The sequence below is a fragment of the Flavobacterium sp. FG19 genome (genome assembly GCF_057809475.1).
This window is the reverse complement of sequence record NZ_JBMDKA010000003.1, coordinates 214,944-240,531: the sequence shown is the minus strand read 5'-3', so window position 1 is coordinate 240,531 and position 25,588 is coordinate 214,944. Positions and strand designations below refer to the sequence as shown.

The 25,588-nt window shown below is 40.1% G+C and carries 21 protein-coding genes; 5 read left to right on the top strand and 16 right to left on the bottom strand.

What is annotated here, in order from left to right:
* Position 1: 1 nt before the first annotated feature.
* The 6 genes from ACODST_RS04710 to ACODST_RS04685 form a co-directional block, all read right to left on the bottom strand.
* Positions 2-307 carry a DUF4134 domain-containing protein gene (locus ACODST_RS04710; protein ID WP_488930955.1) on the bottom strand — a complete coding sequence of 102 codons (306 nt, stop codon included), beginning with the start codon at positions 305-307 and terminating at the stop codon, positions 2-4.
* A gap of 335 nt (positions 308-642) precedes the next feature.
* On the bottom strand, positions 643-1,995 hold the full coding sequence (locus ACODST_RS04705) for a hypothetical protein (protein WP_488930954.1): 1,353 nt from the start codon (positions 1,993-1,995) through the stop codon (positions 643-645).
* A 30-nt stretch (positions 1,996-2,025) separates the two neighbouring features.
* Positions 2,026-2,661: a conjugal transfer protein TraD gene (locus tag ACODST_RS04700; RefSeq protein ID WP_488930953.1), complete on the bottom strand. Its 636-nt coding sequence runs from the start codon at positions 2,659-2,661 to the stop codon at positions 2,026-2,028.
* Between the two features lie 11 nt (positions 2,662-2,672).
* On the bottom strand, positions 2,673-3,122 hold the full coding sequence (locus tag ACODST_RS04695) for a DUF3408 domain-containing protein (RefSeq protein WP_488930952.1): 450 nt from the start codon (positions 3,120-3,122) through the stop codon (positions 2,673-2,675).
* A gap of 4 nt (positions 3,123-3,126) precedes the next feature.
* On the bottom strand, positions 3,127-3,894 hold the full coding sequence (locus tag ACODST_RS04690; RefSeq protein WP_488930951.1) for a ParA family protein: 768 nt from the start codon (positions 3,892-3,894) through the stop codon (positions 3,127-3,129).
* Between the two features lie 18 nt (positions 3,895-3,912).
* Positions 3,913-4,104, bottom strand: a complete 192-nt coding sequence (locus tag ACODST_RS04685; protein WP_488930950.1) for a hypothetical protein — start codon at positions 4,102-4,104, stop codon at positions 3,913-3,915.
* Positions 4,105-4,593: 489 nt separating this feature from the next.
* Here ACODST_RS04685 and mobA point away from each other — a divergent pair, with 489 nt between their 5' ends.
* Entirely contained in the window at positions 4,594-5,031 is a 438-nt protein-coding gene (gene mobA / locus ACODST_RS04680) for a conjugal transfer protein MobA (RefSeq protein WP_488930949.1), read from the top strand.
* Between the two features lie 2 nt (positions 5,032-5,033).
* A complete protein-coding gene (gene mobB / locus ACODST_RS04675) occupies positions 5,034-6,320 on the top strand; it encodes a conjugal transfer protein MobB (RefSeq protein ID WP_488930948.1) in 1,287 nt (428 codons plus the stop codon).
* 12 nt (positions 6,321-6,332) lie between these two features.
* Here the strand turns inward: mobB and ACODST_RS04670 are convergent, their stop codons facing one another.
* Together ACODST_RS04670 and ACODST_RS04665 are read right to left on the bottom strand one after the other, a co-directional pair.
* Positions 6,333-6,575, bottom strand: coding sequence for a GNAT family N-acetyltransferase (locus tag ACODST_RS04670; RefSeq protein ID WP_488930947.1), 243 nt, complete (start codon positions 6,573-6,575; stop codon positions 6,333-6,335).
* Positions 6,541-6,975: a hypothetical protein gene (locus tag ACODST_RS04665; RefSeq protein WP_488930946.1), complete on the bottom strand. Its 435-nt coding sequence runs from the start codon at positions 6,973-6,975 to the stop codon at positions 6,541-6,543. The genes ACODST_RS04670 and ACODST_RS04665 overlap by 35 nt, the downstream gene beginning before the upstream one ends.
* A 161-nt stretch (positions 6,976-7,136) precedes the next feature.
* Here ACODST_RS04665 and mobC point away from each other — a divergent pair, with 161 nt between their 5' ends.
* Both mobC and ACODST_RS04655 read left to right on the top strand, forming a co-directional pair.
* Positions 7,137-9,155, top strand: a complete 2,019-nt coding sequence (gene mobC, locus ACODST_RS04660; RefSeq protein ID WP_488930945.1) for a conjugal transfer protein MobC — start codon at positions 7,137-7,139, stop codon at positions 9,153-9,155.
* 230 nt (positions 9,156-9,385) lie between these two features.
* Positions 9,386-10,522 carry a PDDEXK-like family protein gene (locus ACODST_RS04655; RefSeq protein ID WP_488930944.1) on the top strand — a complete coding sequence of 379 codons (1,137 nt, stop codon included), beginning with the start codon at positions 9,386-9,388 and terminating at the stop codon, positions 10,520-10,522.
* A gap of 122 nt (positions 10,523-10,644) precedes the next feature.
* Here ACODST_RS04655 and ACODST_RS04650 read toward each other — a convergent pair whose 3' ends face one another.
* Positions 10,645-16,014: an N-6 DNA methylase gene (locus tag ACODST_RS04650; RefSeq protein ID WP_488930943.1), complete on the bottom strand. Its 5,370-nt coding sequence runs from the start codon at positions 16,012-16,014 to the stop codon at positions 10,645-10,647.
* Positions 16,001-16,438, bottom strand: a complete 438-nt coding sequence (locus ACODST_RS04645; protein WP_488930942.1) for a DUF1896 domain-containing protein — start codon at positions 16,436-16,438, stop codon at positions 16,001-16,003. The genes ACODST_RS04650 and ACODST_RS04645 overlap by 14 nt, the downstream gene beginning before the upstream one ends.
* A gap of 199 nt (positions 16,439-16,637) precedes the next feature.
* Here ACODST_RS04645 and ACODST_RS04640 point away from each other — a divergent pair, with 199 nt between their 5' ends.
* Entirely contained in the window at positions 16,638-18,347 is a 1,710-nt protein-coding gene (locus ACODST_RS04640; protein WP_488930941.1) for a PIN-like domain-containing protein, read from the top strand.
* 33 nt (positions 18,348-18,380) lie between these two features.
* Here the strand turns inward: ACODST_RS04640 and ACODST_RS04635 are convergent, their stop codons facing one another.
* The 6 genes from ACODST_RS04635 to ACODST_RS04610 all read right to left on the bottom strand — a co-directional run bounded on the left by ACODST_RS04635 (position 18,381) and on the right by ACODST_RS04610 (position 25,288).
* A complete protein-coding gene (locus ACODST_RS04635; protein WP_488930940.1) occupies positions 18,381-19,259 on the bottom strand; it encodes an ORF6N domain-containing protein in 879 nt (292 codons plus the stop codon).
* A complete protein-coding gene (locus ACODST_RS04630) occupies positions 19,259-21,346 on the bottom strand; it encodes a type IA DNA topoisomerase (RefSeq protein ID WP_488930939.1) in 2,088 nt (695 codons plus the stop codon). Before ACODST_RS04630 ends, ACODST_RS04635 begins: the two co-directional genes overlap by 1 nt.
* A 5-nt stretch (positions 21,347-21,351) precedes the next feature.
* The gene (locus ACODST_RS04625; RefSeq protein WP_488930938.1) at positions 21,352-22,800 is read right to left on the bottom strand and encodes a DUF3945 domain-containing protein; all 1,449 of its coding nucleotides are present in this window, start codon (positions 22,798-22,800) and stop codon (positions 21,352-21,354) included.
* Between the two features lie 82 nt (positions 22,801-22,882).
* Positions 22,883-23,188, bottom strand: coding sequence for a helix-turn-helix domain-containing protein (locus ACODST_RS04620; RefSeq protein WP_488930937.1), 306 nt, complete (start codon positions 23,186-23,188; stop codon positions 22,883-22,885).
* A 241-nt stretch (positions 23,189-23,429) separates the two neighbouring features.
* Positions 23,430-24,272, bottom strand: a complete 843-nt coding sequence (locus ACODST_RS04615) for an RteC domain-containing protein (protein ID WP_488930936.1) — start codon at positions 24,270-24,272, stop codon at positions 23,430-23,432.
* A gap of 164 nt (positions 24,273-24,436) precedes the next feature.
* Positions 24,437-25,288, bottom strand: a complete 852-nt coding sequence (locus ACODST_RS04610) for a helix-turn-helix domain-containing protein (protein WP_488930935.1) — start codon at positions 25,286-25,288, stop codon at positions 24,437-24,439.
* Positions 25,289-25,588 lie beyond the last annotated feature (300 nt).

Here is a 25,588-nt window from a genome sequence, read left to right as displayed (position 1 = left end):
ATTAAAGGAAGAAGGAACGAAGGATGGTAGCGGCAACAATTAGGAAGATACAAGCGCCGAACCAGCTTGCTGCCGTCTTTGACGTATCGGGATCCCCGCTGCTGAATTTGTTGTAAACCTTTACGCCCCCTATCAGACCCACGACCGCACCGATGGCGTAAATCAGCTGGGTTGCAGGGTCAAAATAAGATGTTACCATCTGGGTAGCCTCATTGATACCTGCGGTACCATTTCCCTGTGCGAATGCACCTGTTGCTGACAGCATTGCCACTGCTGCCAGCAAAACTTTTTTTCTTTGTTTTTCCATGATTGAAACACATTATTTGTTACTGTTTTTCCCGCGCCTTGCGGGCTTTCCGGGACAAAGGTGTTTCAGAAATGAAGGCGTTGAAGCAAAGTGGCGCTCAGAGGAATTGTTTAGCTTTGAGTGGCTGTATCGTTAAGTTGTAAGCATAAATAAAAACGCCAAACATTTTGCTGTTTGGCGTTTTTACTTTTAAGGATTGTACGAGAAAGTTTAATACAAATTCCCCAATATCACAATCACCTAAATCACTTTTCTGCAATGTGGAAAAACCGGCTTCTGTTTCTGTAAAAAGGCTCCTGAGCAGCAAGCCTGGTCATTCCTTAATATATTTGGATTTACATTTTTCGACCTTTTCTTTTATTTACTGCGCTTTCTTCTGATTTTAAGTCAATAGACTGTATTTGCTCCTTTTTAATTCCTTGGTCATTGTTGCGCTTTATAGTTTCCGCAAAACGTGTCTGATGCCATGGTATCACTTTGGCTTCAAATTGGAGGTGGACTCCTTGTTTTTTTAGATAGTCTGAATAATTTAAGTTGCCAGCCTTGTTCTGACCAATCGGGTCAAGGATACGCTTACCTGGAATTTGTACAACAATGAGGTCTGTGGGAATCTCCTTGACATTGAGGCTTACTTCCTGAAAGGTATGTGTCTTTTGGTTGTAGGGAATGGTGTAGGTGTTGTCTTTGTGCGAATAATAATGTTTGAGTTCGGAAAAGATAATGCCCCGTGACCAAATATCATCTTTAGGATGCAATTTGTCATTAAACAAATCGATATAGAAGGTGTGTCCTGCGATGTCTATAGTTGGTATAATTCCTTGATAGGCTAGTTTATCAAACGCATCTTGGTTAACCATTAGCTGGAAGTCATCCATTCCCTTAATCTTATCTTCTATGATATTATGTTTCTTTGACATGCCTATTGGGTCGAGTTTTACAAAGTCAGGGATCTCTGCCAATTTTGATCCTGGTTCGGAATATGTCGTCAAGCCCTTAGTGCTCGGGCTGTACCAAAATCGGTAACCTTGTACTGCTTTTTCTTCCATATCCGATATAGAAATTACATTTTTCGGATTCGCTTTTTCACGGAGTTCCAGCTGATTGACATCGACGATAAATTCTGTTCCGAATACTTTATATGTTGGAAGCACCCTTTGCGCATCGGTGGCTGTCTTGTATAAATTGTCCTTTGGTTTGTTGACAATATATTCTGCTTTCGGCTGCAGCTGTTCCGCAACATTACGTTTTATATGTTCTATCAAATTGGTATCTACCCAAGGCAGGGTACGCGCTTCAAAGTGCATCTGCTTCACATCCTGACCAGTAATACTATTGCCATACTTTCTATTCCATCCCACTATATCTAATTCATACTGACTTGGAAACTGTATTATGATAATATCTGCAGGCAGTTCGGTCATTTTAAAAACATCGTCCTGTTGAAATTCGCGTTTGGTGGGATTATAGGGAATGACATATGCCCGTCTTTCACGATCATAATAGTCTTTTATTTCAGTAAAGTTTATGCCATTAGATATAAAATCGTCCTTTGGTCGCAGTTTGTCCATTCGCAAATCCACGTAGAATGTATGACCTGCGATATCCAGAGTTGGCAGCATGCCTTTATTCAAACGCAGGTCAAGCAGACTGCCCGGTTCTATATTGATATTCGGTGATCCATTTTCCATATTTTCTTAATTTAAAAGACAAAGGGAAGCCTATACAAACTTCCCAATGTCAAAATCACTCAAATCATTTTTCCGCAAAGTGGAAGAACCGGCTATCGTTTCAGGTGAGAGTTTGCTATCCAAAAGTTCAGCTATCTTTCGGGAAGCACCCTCAATGGAATTTTCCAGCAGGCTGAATAATTCAGTCCCCTGTAATCGTTGAACTATTGCCACCGCTGTTTCCTTTTGGGATTGTTCCAAATTCTCTCTTTGGAGCAATGCCCCTACGGAGCTTAGTTCGTCATAGGTAACCCCTTGGGCAAAACCGTTATCGCCACCGGATATTCCATGCCTCTTCCATTCTTCTTCCTCTTCTTCGAAATCAGGCATATTGCTGGATACTTCGTCTAGTTCTTCCTGCGGAACCTGAATACCTAAGTTTTCGTTCCCGTCGTATTCGATGTCTAAATTATCAGGATTAATTTCGTTTTCCGTAATTAGGCTTCCATTAGCATTGTTTGGCAGTGGAAGGCTTCTTGCTGGCTTGGGCTGTCCCATAATATCGGGCAGGTTCGGGTTAATCTTTTGCTCTGCGGGCTTTTGTCCCGGCCTTTTATGAATGACAATCTTATCCTGCAAAAGCAGGACAATGACTATCAGAAGGCATATCACAATTACTATTTCCATAATCAGATGCTTTAAAAAATGGGTTTGAACTTTTCGTTGAAATCTTCGGTAATTGCTTTTTCAAATAGCTCAAAATGATGATGTAGTATGTTATCGAGATAAGCATACAAGGGTATGGCATCATTACCGATTACCTGGACAATACGGGATAGCCGTTCGTGGTATTCCTGCCGGATATAAATGCTTTTATCACCCCGCTTTGTCATCGAGTGGTTTTTCAAAAAGTGTTCGCCGTAGCTTCCCTCAAGGTTTTTTTTGTTGCGGTTCCTTTCCCGTTGTGCGGGTTTATTTTGCGACAGCTCTTCCTGCTGCACCTCGTCTTTTACCGCTTCTTTCAACTGATGTTCGGCAGGTAGAGGCGGCAGATGCAAGCCATCCTTTTTAACACCGTCCACCATTAGGTTCATCATCATTTCTTCATTAATATCCGGCGTGACTTTTCTTTTATTGTCTTTTTCCATAGCACTACAATTCAATGATGTTTAAAAATTCCCTTATGAACAGGTCTAACTGGCAGGCTTTCATCAAACGCTCATCAGGAGGCATTACGGTAGAACGAAAAACCGTTTTACTTTCCGCTTCACTTTCCTTACGAAAACGGGTGCTGTTCTTTATTTGGCTCTGCATAAGACTTAACCCCAGTTGCCCGATAAGTTGATTGTACACGGAATATAAGGGTGTGCTTTCCCTGCCGTCAACCTGGTTCCAAAAGAGGTTGATGGTCTTTATGGAGGTGGTGCCTTTTTTCATAATTACATCCTGCAGGAGCTGTGTAAAGATGAGCGTACTTTCCATCACCACACGGTCTGCCATTATGGGCGTGAAAACGTGGTGCATTCCCGCTAATGCTTTCAGGATGCCGGGCGTATTCACGGTCCCTGGCAGGTCGAAGAACAGTACATCAAGCGGAACGGAAGAAGTGTTTACAAATTCATGAGCTGCATCGAGCACGCTGTCCGCCTTGTGCTGCATAATGGGATAGGCTTTTTTGTTAATGCTGGTAAACTGCTTGTAGGCCAGTTTTTTCAAAGCCTCATTTTCCATCACCATTGCCAGATCACGGGTTTTCATTTTCATCAAACTGTGCTGCGGAAAATCTGCATCAAATACCGCTACGTTGTAGCCCAATCGATAGTGCATCGTACTGGCGACAAGCGTAGTAAATGTGCTTTTGCCGACACCGCCTTTTTGAGAAGAAAAGGCGACAAACAGAGGTTTCTTTTTTGCGTCCATATTTTTAAAATTTAAAGTTTACATTTTCCTGTTTTCAGTCTTGCTGGCTTTCAGCCATGCAGTCCTGATTTCCTTATGTCTTTCTTGCAGGATAGCCGTCAGCCCTGCCTGCGGGAATTGCTGATTCCCTGCCTCCGTGCCGCATGGCAGCCCTGCATTCATTCCGGTTATCAGGCGGGATTGATTTCTTGCACTCACTGTGTCCTTCATTCGTGCGCTCTTGGTTTCTAGCATTCCTGCAATCTTGCAGGCAGGATAATCTGCTGTCTTGAATGTATGCCGTCTGCTTGTCCTGAAGTCGGGGCCGTAGGCCTGCCTGCCAACCTTCAGGGGCAAAGAACTTATCTAATTTATTTGGTTGTATAGCGATGGCAGTGTTTGGCGTTCACAGGCGGTATTGGGCACTGTAGCACAGTGCAACGCTGTCGTAAACAGGGCTTTACTTTGTATTGTAATTTTTATTAACGGAGTTATGCAAAAGACTTTTGACAAATGGATATTAAGGGGAACGGCCTTGAGCCGTTTTTCCCCACTATATTTAATCCGCCTGGCAGGGCGGATTTTGTGTTCAACAGAACACGGCAAGTTGTGTTTTGAGGCACTCGAAACCGAGTTAGTGCCTCAAAACAACTTGCCCTGCTGGGAGCTGGAAAACCTCTCCGAAGTCGAGATTTTGTGTAAGCTAAAAATGGATTAATTATGAATGAGAACAATAACAAAAGACAAAATAAAGGAGGACGCAGAAAAAAGACTGATCCGAGCATCCACCGCCATGTTTTCCGTCTTACAGATGGAGAAAATGCCAAACTTACATCGCTTTTTGATGCATCTGGAATGTCCAATAAAGCAAAGTTTATCATCTCATTGTTGTTCAGTAAGGAGATGAAATCGATTAAAATTGACAAGGGAACAGTTGATTTTTATATGCGATTGACTTCGTTTCACAGTCAGTTCCGATCCATAGGCGTGAATTATAATCAGATAGTAAAGCTGCTGTACCGTCATTTTTCCGAGAAAAAAGCAGCCGCTTTTCTCTATAAGTTGGAAAAACAGACCGCTGAAATGGCGGCCTTATGCCAGAAAATCATTCACATAACCGACGAATTTGAAGCAAAGCACATGAAAAAACAGCCTTAGAAATGATAGCAAAAATCGGAAGAAGTAGAAATTTATACGGGGCATTGGCCTATAACCAGCTTAAAGTAAAGCATGAAAACGGACAGATTCTGTTTACCAATAAGATAATTGAAACAGCGAGCGGTCAATATTCGGTGCCACAATTAGCCCAATCTTTTGCGCCTTACCTGATAGCCAACCGCAATACTGAGAAACATACGCTGCATATTTCTCTTAATCCTGATCCGAAAGATACAGTAAGTGATGACAGGTACAGGGAAATGGCAGAAGCATATATGGAGGAAATGGGTTATGGCCAGCAGCCTTTTGTGGTATTCAAACATACCGATATTGAACGGAGCCATATCCATATTGTATCGGTTTGCGTGGATGAAGAGGGCAAAAAGATTTCGGACAAGTTCGAGAAAATGCGGTCTATGAATGTGTGCCGTGAGTTGGAAAGAAAACACGGATCGATACCCGCAACCGATAAGGAGCATCGGCAGAACGACAAGGTTTTCCTTCCGGTAAATTATAAAGCTGGAGATGTAAAAAGTCAAATCGCTTCGGTCGTCCGCCACCTGCCGAACTATTATCAATACCAAACTTTGGGAGAATACAATGCCCTGCTTTCCCTGTTCAATGTTGCCACCGAAAAAGTGGAGGGCGAATTGCAGGGAAAGATGCAACAGGGTTTACTGTATATTCCGTTAAATGAACAAGGAGAAAGAGCCGGACATCCGTTCAAGGCTTCCTTATTTGGTAAAAACGCAGGGCTTCCGGCTTTGGAATTACATTTTGCGAAAAGCAAAGAGGCTTTAAAAAAACACCCGACAAAACCAACCCTAAAAGCTGCTGTTACCATTGCCCTGCAATCAACAAGTAATGAACAGGCTTTTAAAAAACAGCTAGGCGAACAAGGGATTAACGTAGTAGTGCGTAGAAATGATGCAGGTCGTATTTACGGAATGACGTTTATTGACCACAATTCCAAAACGGTTTGGAATGGTTCAAATTTAAGCAAAGAGCTTTCCGCCAATACCTTTAATGATTATTGGAACAATAATATTAAACCGGAGATTAAAGAGCCAGTTGAATTACAACCGAAAATATCCACATCAAATGATGCGGATATTCCTGCGGAAGAACCACATCATTTGTTCGACTTCCTGAATACGGAAAAACACGAAGACGGTTTAATTGAAGCATTTGGCGGTTTGCTTCCCGAAGCAAAGGGAGAAGATTACGAGGAACAGGACTTTGCTAACAAGATGAAGAATAAAAGGAAACGCCAAAGAGGTCAAAAATGATACTTACTTTTACTAAGACGGAATAACAACCGATGTATAAAGACTACAAACTTTCCACCCTAACGATTGATAAAGTAATTTGCCTTGCTCTGTTGCTACCAAGAAATTTTTACAAACGTTTTTTGATATTGCAATTTGTTCAAGCTCTGCAATCAAATAAGTTGCCAGACCTTTTCGCTTATGATTTTCTTCCGTTAAAATTCTATCATAAACGGCGACATCATCTACAATAATGATACGACCAGTTGAAAGCAAGTTCCCGGTCTTTAGTCATAATTTTAATTAGTGTTGTTGAATTATATTTTTCATACTCTACTATGTAGTCATCAGGCAGGCTGATTTTTGGAATATTCATTGGGGAAGCGCAAGACATCAAGTAGCCTTGTGGTTGAATTACCCATTTACCAGAAATTTTACTTATAACAGCTTCAGGAGAAGCGCAGACTTTCAGGTATACCCAAGTTTCGTTAATAGTTTTTGTAAGTTGAATAAAATCGTCATTTAGCTCTGCAAATACATAACGAGCCATTTGTTTCTCATAACCAACATCAACTTTGTAACCTGATTTAAACTTTATTGGTAATGGGAGTTCTCTTGATAATGACCAAGCACTAAGCCACTTTTCTATAACATCCGAAGAAACTCTATTTCCCATTAGCTGAACATTTATTAACAATGTATAAAGATAGAAATTTGTGTTAACGCTACCTATTATTGAAAGCCAAACACTGCCACACAAAGCCATAGACTGCCACATTCTTATAACCATTCCATAGAGCCTTTAAATTCACGCCCGAACATTAAAACTAAAAAATAATGCAGGGTGAAGACGATTTAAGAGGTCTAGCCAAGATTATGGCATTTATGCGGGCAGTAAGTATCCTTTTGGTACTGATGCACCTTTATTGGTTTTGTTATGGTTTCTTTATGGAACGTGGCTGGACGTTAGAACTCATCAACAAAATATTGGGCAATTTTCAGCGAACGGCAGGGCTGTTTTCGCATACCCTATATACCAAGCTGTTTGCTTTGGTATTGCTGGCATTAAGCTGTTTGGGTTCTAAGGGAGTTAAAAATGAAAAGATAACCTGGTCTAAAATCTATGTGGCTTTAGCGATTGGCGTTATCCTGTTTTTTCTGAATTTCCCTTTGCTAAAGCTACCATTATTAACCGCTACAATCCTTTATATCCTTACCACAGGTTTAGGCTATATCGCTTTAATGATGGCCGGAGTTTGGATGGGCCGCCTGCTCCGCAACAATCTGATGGACGATGTTTTTAATAACGAGAACGAAAGTTTTATGCAGGAGACTAAATTGATGGAAAACGAATATTCTGTCAATCTTCCTACGAAGTTTTATTACAAAGGAAAATGGAATGATGGCTGGATTAATATAGTAAATCCTTTTCGGGCAACGATCGTATTAGGTACTCCAGGTTCAGGCAAATCCTATGCAATCGTAAACAATTACATCAAACAGCAGATTGAGAAAGGTTTTAGTATGTATATCTACGATTTCAAATTTGATGACCTTTCTACCATTGCCTACAATCATTTATTGAAGCATCGGGATAAGTACAAAAAACAGCCTAAGTTTTACGTTATCAACTTTGACGACCCACGCAAGAGCCATCGTTGCAATCCCCTTAATCCCGATTTCATGACAGATATCTCGGATGCTTACGAAGCAGCATATACGATAATGTTGAACCTCAACAGGTCGTGGATACAGAAGCAGGGCGATTTCTTTGTCGAAAGCCCGATCATACTTTTAGCAGCCATCATATGGTACCTGAAGATCTATGACGATGGCAGGTATTGTACTTTTCCGCACGCTATTGAACTCCTAAATAAAAAATATTCAGACGTATTTACCATTTTAACCTCATATCCAGATTTGGAAAACTACCTGTCGCCTTTTATGGATGCATGGCAGGGAGGCGCACAGGATCAACTGCAGGGGCAGATTGCATCTGCAAAAATTCCTCTGTCTAGAATGATTTCGCCACAGCTCTATTGGGTGATGACGGGAGATGATTTTTCATTGGATATTAACAATCCTAAAGAGCCTAAGATATTATGCGTGGGCAACAATCCCGACCGACAAAACATATATTCCGCAGCATTGGGATTGTACAATTCACGTATTGTAAAACTCATCAACAAGAAGGGGCAATTGAAGAGTTCGGTTATAATAGACGAGCTGCCCACCATCTACTTTCGTGGGCTGGATAACCTAATTGCAACTGCCAGAAGCAATAAAGTTGCAGTATGTCTTGGATTTCAGGATTATTCACAACTCACAAGGGATTATGGAGACAAGGAAAGCAAGGTAATCCAGAACACAGTAGGTAATATTTTTAGCGGCCAGGTTGTTGGCGAAACTGCAAAAAGCCTTTCGGAACGATTTGGGAAAGTATTGCAGAAAAGGCAGAGTATGAGCATCAACCGCAACGATACATCAACTTCAATATCTACCCAATTGGACAGCCTTATACCTGCTTCTAAAATATCCACCCTGACGCAGGGTTTTTTTGTTGGAGCTGTATCGGACAATTTTGATGAACGCATCGAACAGAAAATCTTTCATGCTGAAATTGTAGTGGATAATGAAATGGTTGCTTCCGAAACTAAAGCGTATCAAAAAATACCGGAAATCTTATCTTTTACTGACGAAAACGGAAAAGACAATATGAAACAGGAGATAGAGGGAAATTACCGGCAGATAAAGAAAGATATTTTACTGGTTATCGAAACCGAATTGGAACGTATCAAGAATAATCCCGACTTACAGCATTTAGTGCCAAAGGATAGTCGTAAGACGGATAAATAAAGCAATTAATCCCACAGTTTATAAACTGGCTAACCGATTATCTTATAATAATGTTTTTTTAAGTATTTATAAAAAAGGTATATTTAGCAGCAAAATAAACAGATAAACTTAATGAGCAATTCCAAAATGAATTAGTAATTACATTTTGTAAATATTCTTTGGTGTTAGGCAGCATGGAATCCAACTGCGCAGCTAGTTGGACATTAAGTTTACCTGAAAAATAATATTCTATGGATATAGTAAACTTGTTAAATCAAGTCACAGTTATAAACAAAAAAAATACAGAAATTTTAGACGCAACTGGCGGTCGATTTAATATGTTTCAGATATGCGGGGTAAATCATTATGAAAACACTCATTCTGCAATTATTTCTGAGTTTTTAAACCCTGTCGGAACACATGGTCTCAAATCGAATTTATTAAAATGTTTTATTGAATCACTCGGCGATTTCTTTGCGGTCAAAAGTTTTAATATAGAAAGCGCAAGAATTCGGACGGAACATTCAACACGTCATGGACGTATCGACATACTGATCGAGGATAATCAGCATAATGCTATAATAATAGAAAATAAAATTTATGCAAAGGATCAGCCTGAACAATTAAAAAGATATGACAAGTATGCACAGATATATAGAAATGGCTACCAAATACTCTATCTCACACTATTTGGAGATCAAGCATCTTTGCAAAGTGGCGAAGGAATATCTTATTTACCAATTTCGTATAAGGATCATATAATTAAATGGCTTGAAGAATGTGTAGCAATTTCGTCACGCTATCCTATTGTAAGAGAAACAATAATTCAATATATCAATCATTTAAAGCAGTTAACACACCAGGATATGAGCATAAAAAACCAAACTGAAATCACCGAAGTTCTATCTAAAATAGAAAATTTACGTGCTGCTAAAGTAATTTCGGAAAACTACACTGCCACATATGATTACCTTTCTAAAAAGCACTTTAATCCTAAAATGGAAGAATTTGCATTGCAAGAAGGATTGGAATATTATTTTGAATACAGCGGGGAATCATTTATAAAATTTTACCTGACAAAGTCGAGTTGGCAAGGACAATACTGGATAGGATTTACTTTTGAATCTAATAGGTGCTTCTACGGTCTTTGTAATAATCCTAACGTTTATAGGGTACCCGATGAGACTAGAAAGAAAATTCACGAAGAGTTGGAAATCTTAAATGTTGGTTCTTATAAGGAAAGCAATTGGTGGCCCTTTTATTCTTACTTTACAAATTTAACTCTCGACGTTTGGGAAAACGACATTATTAAGGATGACTATTTTTTCGAGGATTGTAAAGAAAAAATCAATCAGTTACTTATAGTTATGGAAAAAATAGGAATGTAACTGCAAACGGCATCGGTTTTTATTATTATTTTTACCACACTAGGTAAGTTAACTATTTAAAAAAACTCTTTTTTAACAGTGGCTAGCTTTATATATTTTACTTGGTCGCTAATTGTCAGTTATCAAATCTTTAAGCGTGCAGAAGATCGTTGCTCCACCTCAATACCATCGGTTTCAATTGTTTCTATTTGCTCCTTATTTTCGGGAACTATAGATAGTTGTATTTTTCTGTCGACAGCAGCAAGTTCCGTTTTAAGTTCACTCAATCGTCCTTCCTTGGACCACATGCCGTTTATCACTTCCTGAAGAACAGGCAGGTCTTTTTGTATTTCATTGATCTTCTTTTTTTCCTGCTCTATATAGCCTGGTAATTTCTCCAGTGCGCTAAGGAAGTTCATAACAGCGAGCTTTTCGTCTTTAGCGATTAAGCCGTTGTTGTAGGTATATTTAATATTGCCCTCACCTTGTATCAAAAATCGGTTTACTCGAATATCCACACCCTCTTTTTCGGACATTTCGGTTTTGACCAAAAGTGTAAAACCGTACAAGGTACCGATTTCTTCATACTGACCTCCAGTACGGGCTTTTTCTGCAAGATCCTTGAGCTTTTCACCGATTTGTTTGATATCAGCATTGGACGGTAAACCGGATAATCTCACCGGATTTTCGATAGTACCATCCGAACATTTTTTTATGCGTTGCTGTAAATTTCCCCAATCAAGGGTCATCCGGTTAAAACGGGATCGGGCACTTTCAAGTATTTCCGTAAAATCCTGCAGCTTGTATTTGGCACTGAACTTAGATCGGTTAAATGCCTGTTTTTCACTCTCCAAGCCGGCAATCTGTTTTTCCAGTTTGGCTTTATCCAAAAGGTCGGTATTTCCCGAAAGGATAGCCACATATTCTGAAAAATTCATTCCCGATTTTTCGTCCATACTGCCTTCGTCAATCGTTCTCTTCCCTAAATTGTTGTTTTTTAACTGGTCAATAAATAGCTGTTTATTGTACAGCAGGTTAAACTTATAGCTGTCCAATGATTTCTCTACTGCATAGATAATGACATCTACTTTATTATCTGCAAAGAACTTAGCAATCTCATTGCCTTTTCGGACTGCACGGCCGTCCCTTTGGGCAAGGTCACTTGGTCGCCATGGCGTATCCAGATGATGAACGGCAACAGCTCTTTTCTGCGCGTTGACACCCGTACCCAGCATACTTGTAGAACCGAACAGCACCCGGATCTTCCCCTCGTTCATTCCCTTGATAAGTTCCTTGCGCTGCTTGTCAGTCTTGGCTTCCTGTATAAACCTGACTTCGTTTGCCGGTATATTGTGGTCTTCCACGAGCTTGCGCTTTATTTCGGAATATACATTCCATTCGCCCGGTTTGTAGGTTCCCAGATCGGAGAAAACAAACTGCGTTCCTTTCTGGGCATTGTATAGATTATAATACTTGGCAATGCCAGCCGCACAATGCGAAGCCTTGTTATCAGGGTGGTCTTGGTACCTGCCGCTTACCATGCGCATATCGAGCGACATCTTTCGGGCATAGTCCGTAGCGATAAGCATCTTAGCTTTTTCTTCGCTTTGCGACAACGGCGGTCTTCCAAGCAGTTCGCCATTTCCTGTTTTTGCAAAATCCATCAATTTTTCAATAAATGCTGACTGGTCCGGAGTTGGAGGTATGTTATATAAAACCTCCTTCTTATTAGGTCGGTCAATGCCGATATCCTTAGCCGTACGGTAATCCGTGATTTCTGAGTAAAACTGTGCCAGCTCCGGCACTTTGATAAAGTATCGGAAACGTTCCTTGGCTACTATATTGTTAGCCACAGAAAATTCATAATCGGTCGTTTTCCTTGCATAGATAGCCGCCCAGGAATCAAAAGAGTGAATGCCTTGTTTTTCCATTGCTCGAGGCCGCAGGTATTTGAACAGAAGGTAGAGCTCAGTTAATGAATTGCTGATTGTTGTACCTGAAAGAAAGGTTGCTCCCATATCAGCATTGATGCGTTCCTGTATAGTACGGATAGCAAACAAAAGGTTCATTGCCTTTTGGCTTCCGTCCACGTTGCCCAATCCTGCAACCCGTGTATGTCGTGTATTAAACATCAGGTTTTTATATTGATGGCTCTCGTCCACAAATAAATGATCAATTCCCATCATTTTAAAATCAACCACATCATCTTTACGATTTTCAATATCGTGCTGCAGCGTTTTGAGCTTGACCTCAAGATTCTCTTTCCGCTTGATTACTCCGGCAAGCATTCCTCTGGTAACTTCTTTACCTTGGGATTGCAGCGCGTCGAGGTTTCGCTCTACACTGTCCAATTCGATTTGAAGAATTTCCTTTTGTATTTCAGGCGACTGCGGTATCATACCGAATTGGTCGTGTGTGAGTATTACGCAATCCCAGTCATTGTTTTTAATATCACCGAAAATCCTCAGGCGTTTTTGAGGCGTAAAATCTTCTTTGCCCGGAAACAGGATTTTAGCGTGAGGATAAGCCGTCCTGTAAGCTTCGGCAATTTCGTGAACATTGCTTTTCAGCCCGATAATCATCGGTTTATGGGCCAATCCCAGTCGCTTCATTTCATGTGCTGCTGTACACATTACCAGAGTTTTTCCTGCACCAACTTCGTGGTCGCAGATAGCACCGTTGTTCAGCTTTATCATCCAAACGGTGTCTTTCTGGCTCGTATACAGGTCTTCGATGCCTAATGCTTTTCGGTCCAGCCCTGGAAAATCCTGATGGCTTCCGTCATAGTTTGGTCGGACGAAACAGTTAAAAGTATTGTTGTATTGGTTGGTCAGCCTGTTTTTGAAGTCGTCGTTTTGGGCGTGCAGCCAATCGGTAAAGGAGGTACGGATCTCATCAATCTTGGTGTTGGCCATTTGGATGGCTTCCATATCCCTTACCTTGATCTCCTGATCGCCAACCATTACTTTTTTGGTAATGTCGGGCGTTGTATTGACAAGGGCGTGTTTGAGCAGGGCAATCCCGTCAAAGGTCCGGCTTTCAGCTTTGACAGCATATTTCTCCCATATATGCAAATTCTTTTGGTCGCATTTTACCGAAAAATCATCTGAGCTTTCAGAGTAATGGATCGTTACATCGGTATCAAAAAGGTACGAAGCAAAGCGGGCATAAATGTCTGTGGGTATCCAGCGTTCACCCAAATTAAAATCAAGCTCTTCAAATTCGATACGTATTGGCCGTGCTTTTTCCAAAACAGCAAGGCTGGCTTTGGCTTCCACATCATCTGGATTGCTTTCGAGATAGGTTCTGACTTCCTCGGTCTTTTCCACTACGTTGCCCGAGATCCAGCGTTCGCTTATTTCGTATTCTTTTTGCAGTGGATTGTAGTAAATACGACCGTGCAAAGCTTCTTTTAAAACGTTGTCGGAGATACCGCTAACCTCCGACATATAGTCCAAATCCACTCTGCCGTACTTGTTCAGAGAAGCCGCGAGTGCTTCTTCAGGATTATCTGCTGCTCTGTTTATAGTTGAAAAACTTACAGGTTGCCTGAATATATCGGCTTTATGTACAATGCCGCCAACAACTCGCTCTAAGTATGGGATTTCCTTACCAGAACTATCTGTTTTAATGAGTTTGATATTATCGGCACTATTCAGATTGCCATATCTTTTGACAAAGGTTTCGTATAAGCGGTTGAGTGTTTCCCGTTCTTCCTTGTATTCAATCTGAAACTTTGCTTCATTGTCGTAAAGCTCCTGATAAATATCACGCACAGCAATATATGCTTCTGCTCTCGATTTTTGCAAAGGAGGTAATTGCAAAGCATTGAAAACAGCTTTACCATCTGATTGGTCTACATCTTGCAAATAACCTACCCAGCCGTTATCAACCACAAGGCAATCCTCGCGGTGAAAGAATTGCAGTTTGCCGCTAAACGGCATTGGTTCTGGAATAATATCAGCAGCAACTGGCTTGCCAGTGTAGACATTCTCATCGAAACTCGAAAACAGATCGCCAGTAACTTCCTTTTTTTTGCTATCATTTGATGCGTTTGCACCAGCAACAGGAGTTAAAGAAGATTGCGGCATCAAACTATTGAGCAGGCTGGTTTGATGCCCGTTTGCAATACTGCTTTTTTTAATATTATGCCTTTTTGCCCGTACAGTTGTTTTAGGCGTTACAATGACCGTTGGAGTATCGTCCGCATTTTCGAATAAGTCGAAAATACTCAGTTGCTTTGATTCCTGTTGGCGTTCTTGATGGATTTTCGGAACAGGTAAAGATTGTATTTCTGGTGGTATAGTTGCAGGTTCTATTAACGGCGTGGTTGTCGGAATTAGCAAAAGCTTATCGTCCTGTTCGCTTTTGTACAGACCTAAATTCAAATGATTCCTAAGATCTTCTGAAAGCATTTCTTTGAGATCGTTTGCGATTCCTGCAATGCCGCCCCTGTGTGTATAAATCAAGGCAGGTTGCCCGTAAGGGTCAGTATCTAATTTCTGATCGGTATGCACGATCCTTGTGCTGTCTTGAAAAAGAGCATTTCCAGGCGTTTTGAATTCCGTTCCCCTGCTTTGGCAAAACAGTTCTTCTACTTCGGTCAGACTTTGCTTTAGCGTATTTTTTTGCAGGATGATCAGGTCGCTTCCAACTTCTGTACCTGCATATTCGGTAAAAAGATTGTTGGGCAGTCGTATTGCGGAAACCAAATGATTATCCTGCATCAGTGCCCTGCGTATAAGTTCGTTTTTCGGGCTGTTCAGAATACCTTGTGAAGTAATGTAGGCCAGCAAACCGCCATCACGCAGCATTTCAGCACCTTTCAGAAAGAAGTAATTGTGTATGCTTCGCGCTGCCTGCACTTTAGCTGTGTCTTTGCCTCTGGAATAGGAAAGGTCAAATACGGAAGTATCGCCAAAAGGAATATTGCTGGCAACTACATCATAGCTGTTTTGTTCCTTTTCGGGGATTTCTTCAAAACCATTTATTCGGATGTTACTTTCCGGATAAAGCTGTTTTAAAATTTTGCCCGTCAGCAGATCCTTTTCATAAGCAGTGAAACTGGCTTTTTGATTTTCTCGAAAGGAATGTATGAATGAACCAATTCCTGCTGATGGTTCAAGGAATTTATCAATGTGCAGACCGCTTTCATGCAAGGCGGATGAAATAGCATCAATGACCTGTGGCGGTGTATAAAAAGCCGTCAGTACAGAGCTTTTCATACTATCCACATACCTGCGGTATTGTTTGTCGTCTTCTGAATTTTCTTTGAGAAGCTGGTGAAGTTCCTGCGTAATCGGGAAAAGGTCATGCTCTGTCTTCTTCCAATTATTAACGTCTGTTTCAGTTGAAACGGGATTCAGCACGAATTTAAGACCGCCAAATCCGCTGTATTGCATCATTAGCAGTCTTTCTCCGACGGTGGCCACTCGTTTCTCTTTTTCAAGTTTGAAGGCAATACGGAGGGCGTCAATGTTCTGCTGGAGATGTTGCTTTTTACTGAAGCCCATTTTTTTCAATCCATATTGCGATGGTCCCGGTCAGTTCAGTATAGAGGAGGTCAAATTCTGTGCTGTAAGCGAAGTCATCTGTTATTTCGTAACCTTCAAAAACCGGTAAGCAAATCATGAACATTCTAAGGGCGAACGGTCGCAGTTCTTCATCTGCCATTAAGGTATCAAACTCATTGCATACCACCTGAAAGACGGTATCGAATTTGGAAAAATACAATCCTTCAAAAAGTATGTAATTGGCTATTTCATTGCATTTTTCAATTGGATTGCCCGATTGGAAAGCACCTTCGTAAGCATTGGCAGCCCAAGAAGATCGCTGCTCAATAAATTTTTGGTTGTTTGCTTTTTCGGGGAAACTGGTATTTAATAATTCTTGCAGTCGTAATCTGAAATACGATAGTTCTTTTTGCTGTGTATCCATACTATAATTTTGTTTAGAATTGGCATGAAACCTAAAATTATAGCAGTATTCATTAACCTGTACGCAGGTTGAATTCTTTGGCTTTGTGTGGCGGGAATTGGCGTACTTTTTAGTAAAATTTCAATTTTAAAATCAATGTTCAATCAATAAAGTGCTGTTAGATTATAATTAGTATTTTTGGTTAATCAAACCAGAAAGGATGGAAAGTAATTTTCAAATTATTGAAAAGAATATGGACGAAGAAAAAATAAAATTATACCAAATTGATAACGAGAAAGAAGTAAGACTGTGGGAAACAGCTGTATTTGTATTTGATTCATCTTCATTGCTGGATTTCTATTACCTGCCTACAAAGACCAGAGAAAATATTTACTCTCAAACTTTTACGCATCTTGAAAACAGGCTTTGGATACCCGCTCATGTTGAATACGAGTTTTTAAAGAACAGGGAGAAAATAATACCTAAACTTTCTGACAGTTATAATGTCCTAAAAGATGAGATATGCAAGGTTAAACCCTCGTTTATAAAAGAAATACAAAAGCGTGTAGATGATATTTCCCGACAGACCATAAAGGATGATAAACATCCCCATATTGAGCAGACACATATTGTAGAAATAAAGACCCAAATTGAATCTTTTGAGAAAGAACTTAAAAAATTTGAAGACAATATTCTGCTTCAAATTAAAGATGCCGAGCAAGAGATATTGAATGTGAGACTGGATGATGATGTATTGAAAGCCATCAAGTTACATTTTTCTGTTGGAAAAGAATTCTCATACGAAAAAATTATGGAAATTTCCGTAGAGGGGAAACACCGCTACGAGTTCAAAATACCTCCTGGTTATGGAGATCATTTTAAAAGAGAAAAAAAAGGAACGCAGATTTTTGGCGATCTGATCATCTGGAAACAGATTCTTGAGTATTCTAAGGAAAATGGTGCTCCTATTATCTTTATCACTAACGATATAAAAAAGGATGAGGACTGGTGCTATCTTGATAAAAAAAATGGTGAAGATAGAATATTAGCCCCGAGGGAAGAATTGATCAAAGAAATTTATGACTTTTCCAAAACTGAGTTCTGGATGTATAACCTGCCGCAGTTCCTGTTTCACGCCAAGGAATATCTGAAATCAGATATTCCGGAACAGACTATACAAAACATTTCCCAATATGTAAACACAAAAAACGTAAAGGGCAATTATCTAAAGTTTAAGTGCAACAATTGCGGGAATATCCATAGCTATCATAAATCTGAATTTGATCTGGATTTCGATTGCATTGAAACTACCAAAAGGAGTTTGGGAGATGAAAACCATTATCAGGCTTTAGAGTCTTTCGAATGTGAATGCGGAAATGAAATCAGTGCATCGTTTGAACTTTGGGAATATCCAAAAGGTTCCCATAATAACGACTCAGTTGAAATAGAAGGCGGAGAGTTAATTGAAACCTTTTATTTTACTATTGATTTTTTTGAAGATGACTATCATGAAGACTTTGTAACGTGTGAGGAATGTGACGGCAATAGCGAGGGTGTGGGAAACTATGTGCACAACTGGGGAAAACATGAAATAGAGAATGAATTCCCGCATAATCATGTTAACGGAAAATATTCTACGGTAATCTCCGGAAGCTGTGACTGGTGTAGCACCCTGCACATCCGCTGTCCCAAGTGCTATTCGGTGAATAGTTTCCCAGAATTCGGCTCGGATGAAAAGAAAGAATGTGAAGGCGGCTGCGGATTGTTTTTCAAACGCGAGGCTGAATTTTCTTCTGATGGGTTTTCAGAGTACACATTAAAACTGATAGATAACAGGCTGGTCGCCTGCGGATCTTGTGGCAACGAGTTTGTAGATTTGGAAGGAAATTCAATATGCGAAAAATGTGAAGAGGAATATAACGATAAATGATCCCCTTATAATGAATAGGGTCTTATCACCTAGTTATAGGTTGAGGTTTTGCAGCATCCTGCCCACTTCGATGTCCATTCTGGAAAACGCAAACCATTTTTTTCCCAGATCTTTCAGAGACGCCCCGATATGATAAAGTTCTGTTCTGTCAATTATCAGAAATCGATCGTGAGCATCGGGGAAAATCTCGATTTCAATGTTAGGATACTGAGCGTTGTATCTTTGCGAGTCCAGACGCAGCTGACTGCTGATGTTTTTGGTATAGATAACTGCAGTTACGTTGTCCCTGCGTTTTCCCAGTAAGGTCAGCACCGTATCGTCTGCATAATTATCCATAAGGATAATGGAGTTTGCTGCACTTCGAATAATATCGGAAACAAAGGAATAGGCATCAAACACCTGCCCGTTATAGAAAATTCCTTTTTCGCTATGGAGCTTATCGCTTTCCAAAGCCTTAAAAATATCTTCGATTTTTTGGTCGGCTTCTAGTTGTTTCAGTTCAATCTTATCCAAACGATGAAAAAGAGCTGCATTGCTGATAAGCATCCTGCGCATTTCTACAAATGCTTCCATAATTTCAACACTGATTTTAACGGCAATTTCGGAACGCAATACTGCAGAAACCATTGCAACCCCTTGTTCAGTAAAAACATAAGGGAGATATCTTCTTCCGCCGTAACCCGAACCTGAGGTTCCAGATTGGAACCTCAGGTTTTCAAGTTCCTCTTCGGTCAGTTGAAAGCAAAAAGAGACAGGAAATCTTTCAATATTTCTTTTAACGGCTTTATTAAGGTTTTTTGTTTCTACCTGATATAGAGAAGCGAGGTCGCTGTCCATCATCACTTGCTTTCCTCTTAGGGAATAAATCAGATTTCTAATTTCACTGGTGCTGATTATAGGCTTGTTTTCCATTACTTTTTGTAGCTTTTGTTGTTTTCAAATTCAAAAGAAGTTTTATAATCTCCATTCAAAACGATATAAGCATCGAATTTTTTTCCAGATTTGCTTTTCATTGCTTTAATAAGGGAGGTTTTTCCTTTATTAACAAGGTCTTGAATATCCGCCAAGCTGATTTGTACGCTACAAACATTGCGGAATTGTACCCAGTTGCAAGATTCGTCAGGACATTTCACAATTTTATCACGTAGAAGCAAATTTTGGACTTTACATTTAGGACAGACCAGCTTTGGAAGATCGTGGGCGGGAACTGAAGTTTGCAACAATTCATTGGTAATAGATGAAGCGTAGTTTTCCATTTCCTTTTGAAATGCTACTGCATCCCGTTCATTATTTTCGATTTTTTGCAAAGCCAATTCCCATTCGGCAGTCATTACCACATCTGCAATTCTCCTGTGTTTAACTAAATCATAAACCTGTAATCCCTTTTCGGTTGGGATTAAAGATTTCTTTTCCCGCTGGACATAATTTCGGGTAAAAAGCGTTTCGATTATGGCAGCCCTTGTAGCAGGTGTGCCAAGACCAATATTTAGCAATGCCTTACGTTCATCTTCATTTTTGATTTCTTTTCCTGCACTTTCCATAACCGATAAAAGCCCCGCTTCGGTATAAAGTACAGGTGGTTTGGTTTTCTTTTCGAGGACGAAAGCTTCTTTTATTTTTAGCTCATCATTCTTATTCAGTTCGGGTAGATCCTGTAAAACTTCAGTCTCATCATCAGAGAAATTACCTTTAACGGAACGCCATCCAGCTTCTAAAATCTTACAGCCTTTTGCTGTAAAATCGTAATGAGATGCTTGTAGATCAGCATCAGTAATCTCTTTAATGCAGGGTTGGGAAAGTGCTTCGAGCAGGCGAAAGGCAATCATATCATAAACAGCACTTTCTTTGGCAGGTAGTGAAGATGGGATTTTCTCTGTAATCAATAAGCCGTGATGGTCGGTAACACGCAAATCATTCACAATTCGTTTATTGAAAAGTCCCCATTTCATCTTTGAAACAGCCGGCTTGCAGTTGTCTTTGTCTTGCAAAGCTCTCACAAGATTAGGTATTTCAATCCACACATCTTCTGGAATATATTTGCTTCCAGTTCGTGGATAGGTAATAAATTTCTTTTCATAAAGGCTTTGGGCAATGTTCAGGGTTTCTTCGGCAGACAGGTTCAGTTTTTTATTTGCCTCTTTTTGCAATCCTGTAAGGTCAAACAATAAAGGCGGTTGTTCGCTGACGTTTTTTGTGTTGAGAGATATAATTGTGGCAGTATTACCATTTCTTTCGATCGCTTTTAAAACTTCTTCTGCAACCTTGTTATCTTCCCATTTGCTTTTAGAAAGGCTTTTAAAGACTGTGTAATTTTTTGTAGTAGACAGCTCTATCTGATAATATTTCTGAACTGAGAATTCTTTGTTTTCAAGATATCGCCTGCATATAAGAGCAAGTGTAGGTGTTTGTACTCTTCCCAGCGAATAAATGCTGTCGCCTGCGGCTATGGACATTGCCTGTGAAGCATTAATGCCAACAAGCCAGTCAGCACGGCTCCTGGCTTGTGCAGCTTGAAACAATCCGTCGAATGATGCTCCATCCTTGAGATTATCAAAACCCTGTTTGATGGCTTTTTCAGTAAGGGAGCTTATCCAAAGCCGTTCAAAGGGTTTGTTGCAGTTCAGATATTCGTAGATATAGCGAAATATCAATTCGCCTTCTCGACCTGCATCGGTAGCTGCGACAATACTATTACAGCTGTTAAAAAGCTGTTCGATAACTTTCAGTTGCTTTAATGCACCCGTATCGGTATTATAGCCTTTGTTCGTCTTTACTTTTCTAACAGTCAATAAAAATGGATTAGGCAATATCGGCAAAGATGTTCTTTCAAACCCTGAAATACCGTAGTCCTCAGGCATACCCAATGATACTAGATGGCCCAATGCCCAAGTAACGAAATATCCATTCCCCTTTAAGTACCCATCATGCTTTTCCGTGACCCCTAAAAGGGAGGCTATTTCCCTTGCTACGCTTGGCTTTTCTGCAATTATTGTTTTCATACATCTTACATTTTACGTCCTTTCGATTTGGCAGGTGCGTCGGGAGCTTCCTCTTGTTCCTGTTGTTTTCTGTTGTTGGGATTTGTTTGGCCAGATTCCAAACGCTCTTTGACATTCCTGGTTGCCTCGTTGGTTTTGCCTTGTGAATTGACTGCCGTCTGAGTCTTGTGGGATTCAGCAGGGATTGCCTGTTCTTTAATCTTATCCGGATTTTGGAAAGAGAAATCCGTTTTACCACTTTGTGCATTAAAGGTTATGTAGCCGTTGTATTCTTTGCCTTTCTTATCTACCAATCCACTTACATAAACGGTCTGTCCGTCTTTGAACTTTTGATGCTGTTCGTTGTCCAGTTCTTTACCTCTGAATGTTTTCGGGGCTTCCTGCGACTGTCCTTGGGGAATCACCTCTTGTTTGTTAGACGCGGTCCTGTCAAACAAAAACTCTGTAAAGCGCTTATCAGCATTGTATTGTACCGTCGCATCGAATGCAGTTCCCTTCGCGGATATCATTCCCTCTAAATGAAGGGGCCTGCCTTCCAGCAAGGTTTGCTTTTGTTCTTCATTAAGTTTTACCCCTTTGATCTCATCGGGAATTTTCATAAAATCAGTACGAAGTGCCACCAGCTCATTGGTCAGCCTGTCCACGCTCACGATAGAGGGAAGGGTTTCCCCGGTTTTGGTATTGGTCAAATCTACCACGCGCCCCATATTTCCTGTTTTAAGCAGGTTCTCTTTATCTTCTTTGCTGAACTCATGTCCGAAAAAAGGATAGTTCAGGTTAGGCTCTTTTCGGATACCATGAATGGCTACCACAACCTGCCCGCTATCATTTTGCTGCAGTGATAAGCGCGCATCCATACGAGTGACAGCAGTCCCTAGGTTAAGGCTCACAGGGACAAGCTCATTGGTCTTGTAGCCTTTTAAAAGCGGATCCAGAAGATTCAGTTTTTCAAGTTTCTCTTTGCCGAGTCCCAGGTTATTCATGGTTTCCCAATCGATCTGTTCTGCTTTGTAACGATACCCATTAACATCCGGTGTTGTTTGTGTTGTTTCCATATTATTTTTATTTTCCTGTTTATTATTTTCTTGTAATTCGTTCTTTACCTCATGCTGTTTCATTAATCGCTCGCCTTCAGGCGTCGGATTATCAACCTGCTTCTGAATTTGCTTGGCCATATTTACAGCCAAATGTTCTGGAACCTTGAAAAGTGAGAATCTGGTAGGGTTCTTAAGCTGGCTGAAAAAATTGGAGAAAAAGTTTGATAAGAAATCACCCTGCTTGTCCACCCGCATAAACTGATTTTGATTTTTCTTGGTTGGAGCAATGGTTTCCAGCCTGCCATTTTCATCAATGCCCTTGACAGCCTGAATTTTCTTTTTCTCTTTATCGAGCACCAATAGGATCTCCGATAATTGCTCTGGGGATTTGGGCTTATCTAAAGTTTGTTCGCTCATAGTCTGAAATTTTTAAGTTAGTACCAAAAGTAGAAACGGCCTGCTGCGTGTTGTCCTATCTGGCATCAGCTGGCACTATTTTTCACCTGTTGGCTTTTTTTATGGGTATACGGGTTTTAAAACTATCCCTGACGAACTGGTTAACGTCTGAAAGTTTGTAATAAATCTTGCCACTAATAGTATAGTAGGGAAGCTTGCTGGATGAGCGGTAGCGTTGCAGGGATCGAGGACTTATCTTCAGCATCTGCAAGATATCCTGATTATCCAGCAGTTCTTCCCCGTCGACAATAGTATGCTGGTTGTTTTTGCTTGTTAATTCCATTAGGATGTCGAAGCGCTCCATGATGCGTTCCATCCATGCCATAAATTCCAGTCTATCTATATTCATAATCAATTCTTTTTGCGTTCGGCACCACAAAATTGATAGTAGAAAAAAAAATATTCTGCCAAGCCTTGCCCATTGGCAAGTGGTTTATATTATAGAGAAATGGACTAAAACCATAAAGAAATATCAGTTTTAAACAATTTTGAGATAAGGATTTGATGAATTTTCAGATTTGCCAATTGGCATTTATGGGTACAAAAAAGCAGTGCTGCCTGCACTGCTTCAAATCGCAAGGTTACTAAACTTATAACCCTTTATCCATATACTGTTCCAAAGACAATTTCAGATGGTCAAGGAAAGAGGTCCTTGTGCCTGCCCTGTCCTTCATCCGGTGGAAAGAATGATGTATATCGCCCAGGGGCATGCGAAAAAGTATTTGGAAGACCAACGTTATTTTCCGAATCCCTATCTTGCCATGTGATATTACCCCAGAAGCATACAGGGCATAAATAAGTTCGATGAGTGCATTTTTTGAATCTGTCCAAAAAATGTCTTTTGTTGACTCAGAATTATGCATAAAAGAGCCGGAAGTTTCTTCCGGATTTATCTTTGTCACCAGATAATTGTAAATAAGTTCATTTGCTAAAATCCGCGCCAGTTTAGAATCATAGTAGGTAGAAAACCGTTGGTCCAGTTCAAAGACATAGCTGTTGAGCCCATCCCTGTAATTGATGTTTCCACGAAGGAAGTATTCGGCATCGCGATCGTTTCTTCCCGACCTGTAATAGCGATAAAAATGAGAACCGCAAATATGTTTTTCAAAATCGGTCTTGAGCTCCTGTAGCTGCCTCATAAAAAATTTTTGATACATCTTGCCATCTTTCACAGGGCATAATGTTTCGATTCTAAATACCTTGTTGTAGTAAATCAGCTGACCTAAGATCTGTGGTTTTATATCACGGAAGAACTCAATTTCCTCTTCTGCGTCTTTAAAACCTTCTTTTAAAATGTGGGCCTGTGTAGCCTGCAGGAGATCTTCTAAGTAGAGCGTCATTTGGTAAGCCTCATCAATTAAATGTGAAGTTTGCTGTGAAACCTGATCTTCCTTGGTACGGATTTGCGCAATGATTGTATTGAGTGATTGCATAGCACTTGGATTTAAATGCAAGATCTTTTACAAAAACTTCCGGCTGTTAAAGTATGCTTCCTAAAGACGAGTATGTGCTTTAGATTTTTGTTGGGGATATTGGACAAACAAAACCATCTTGTAAAAGATATTACGGATTAAAATTTACAATTATTGTAAACGTATTATTTAAAGTGTAAGGTTAAGCGATATCGGGTGGGAGATAGTGTGGTGTGCCTTTTAAAAAAGCTGCTGAATGACTGCGAATTGCTAAAGTGCAGATGCTCAGCTACCTCGTATATGGAAAGATTGCTGTCTGTAAGTAATATATATGCTTCTGAAATGATAGCCTTCTCTATAAAATGTTTTGCCGATTTTCCTATGACTATACGAACGACCTTGCGAAGGTGTCCCTCAGTGACAAATAAATGATCTGCATAGAACTTTACATCATGATGTTCTCTACAATGCTTTTCCACAAGTGTAATAAAACCAATGACTATTTTTTCGCTTCGCCCATAAACCCCTGGCTTATTCTCTCTGTACTTCTGGCATAAGTCGCAATATTCATATAGTATCAGGTTAAAGCAGAGCGCAACTATTTCTGTCTGAAAAATAGTAGGCTGCATGGAAGCCTTTTTGTTAAGCATTCCAAACAGCCTTATTATATCTTTTAATTCAGATGTCGTAAGTGTAATTACATAAGGCAACCTGTTGGTCAATGTCTTGATGTAGGCATTTCCAAATCTTGTCGCTCCATTGGCAGCAGCAAAATCAATAGTAAAGGTGACCAGGCAGATTTGTAACGGTGCGTCAATGGCACAGAGTTTAGCTCTGACAGGGATAGCATACAAAGCACCTGCCGGGATATGGGTAGTTGATAAACCATCTTTAAAGGTCATGGTGCCGGACAAGATGACAATCAAAGAAAACCACTCCCGATTTATATATACCTTGAATGCCTTGATCGATTTAAACTCTGCAAGGTATAAAACTTTTAAATCCTTTTGCCACGGTTTATGTATGTGATTCTCCAAATTAATCAATGTTTGAGTTGACGTAAATTGCTGCCAAAACCGACTTGTTTTTTACTATTTCATCAGTTTTTCTTATGGAACCATGCACATAGCACAGTAAAGACGTATAATATGTTTAAAAGAGTAATGATCAGAAAAGGATACATAAAATTCCGTGAATCGGAGTACTTTGTGGTTCCATCTGAACGATAGCCCACTAGTTCATCGTAGCTCATTAATTCATAAATGAAATAGAGGCCACCTAAATTTACCACCAGAAGTACAATTCCAAGTGTAATTGCGATCTGCCGCTCGTAGCGA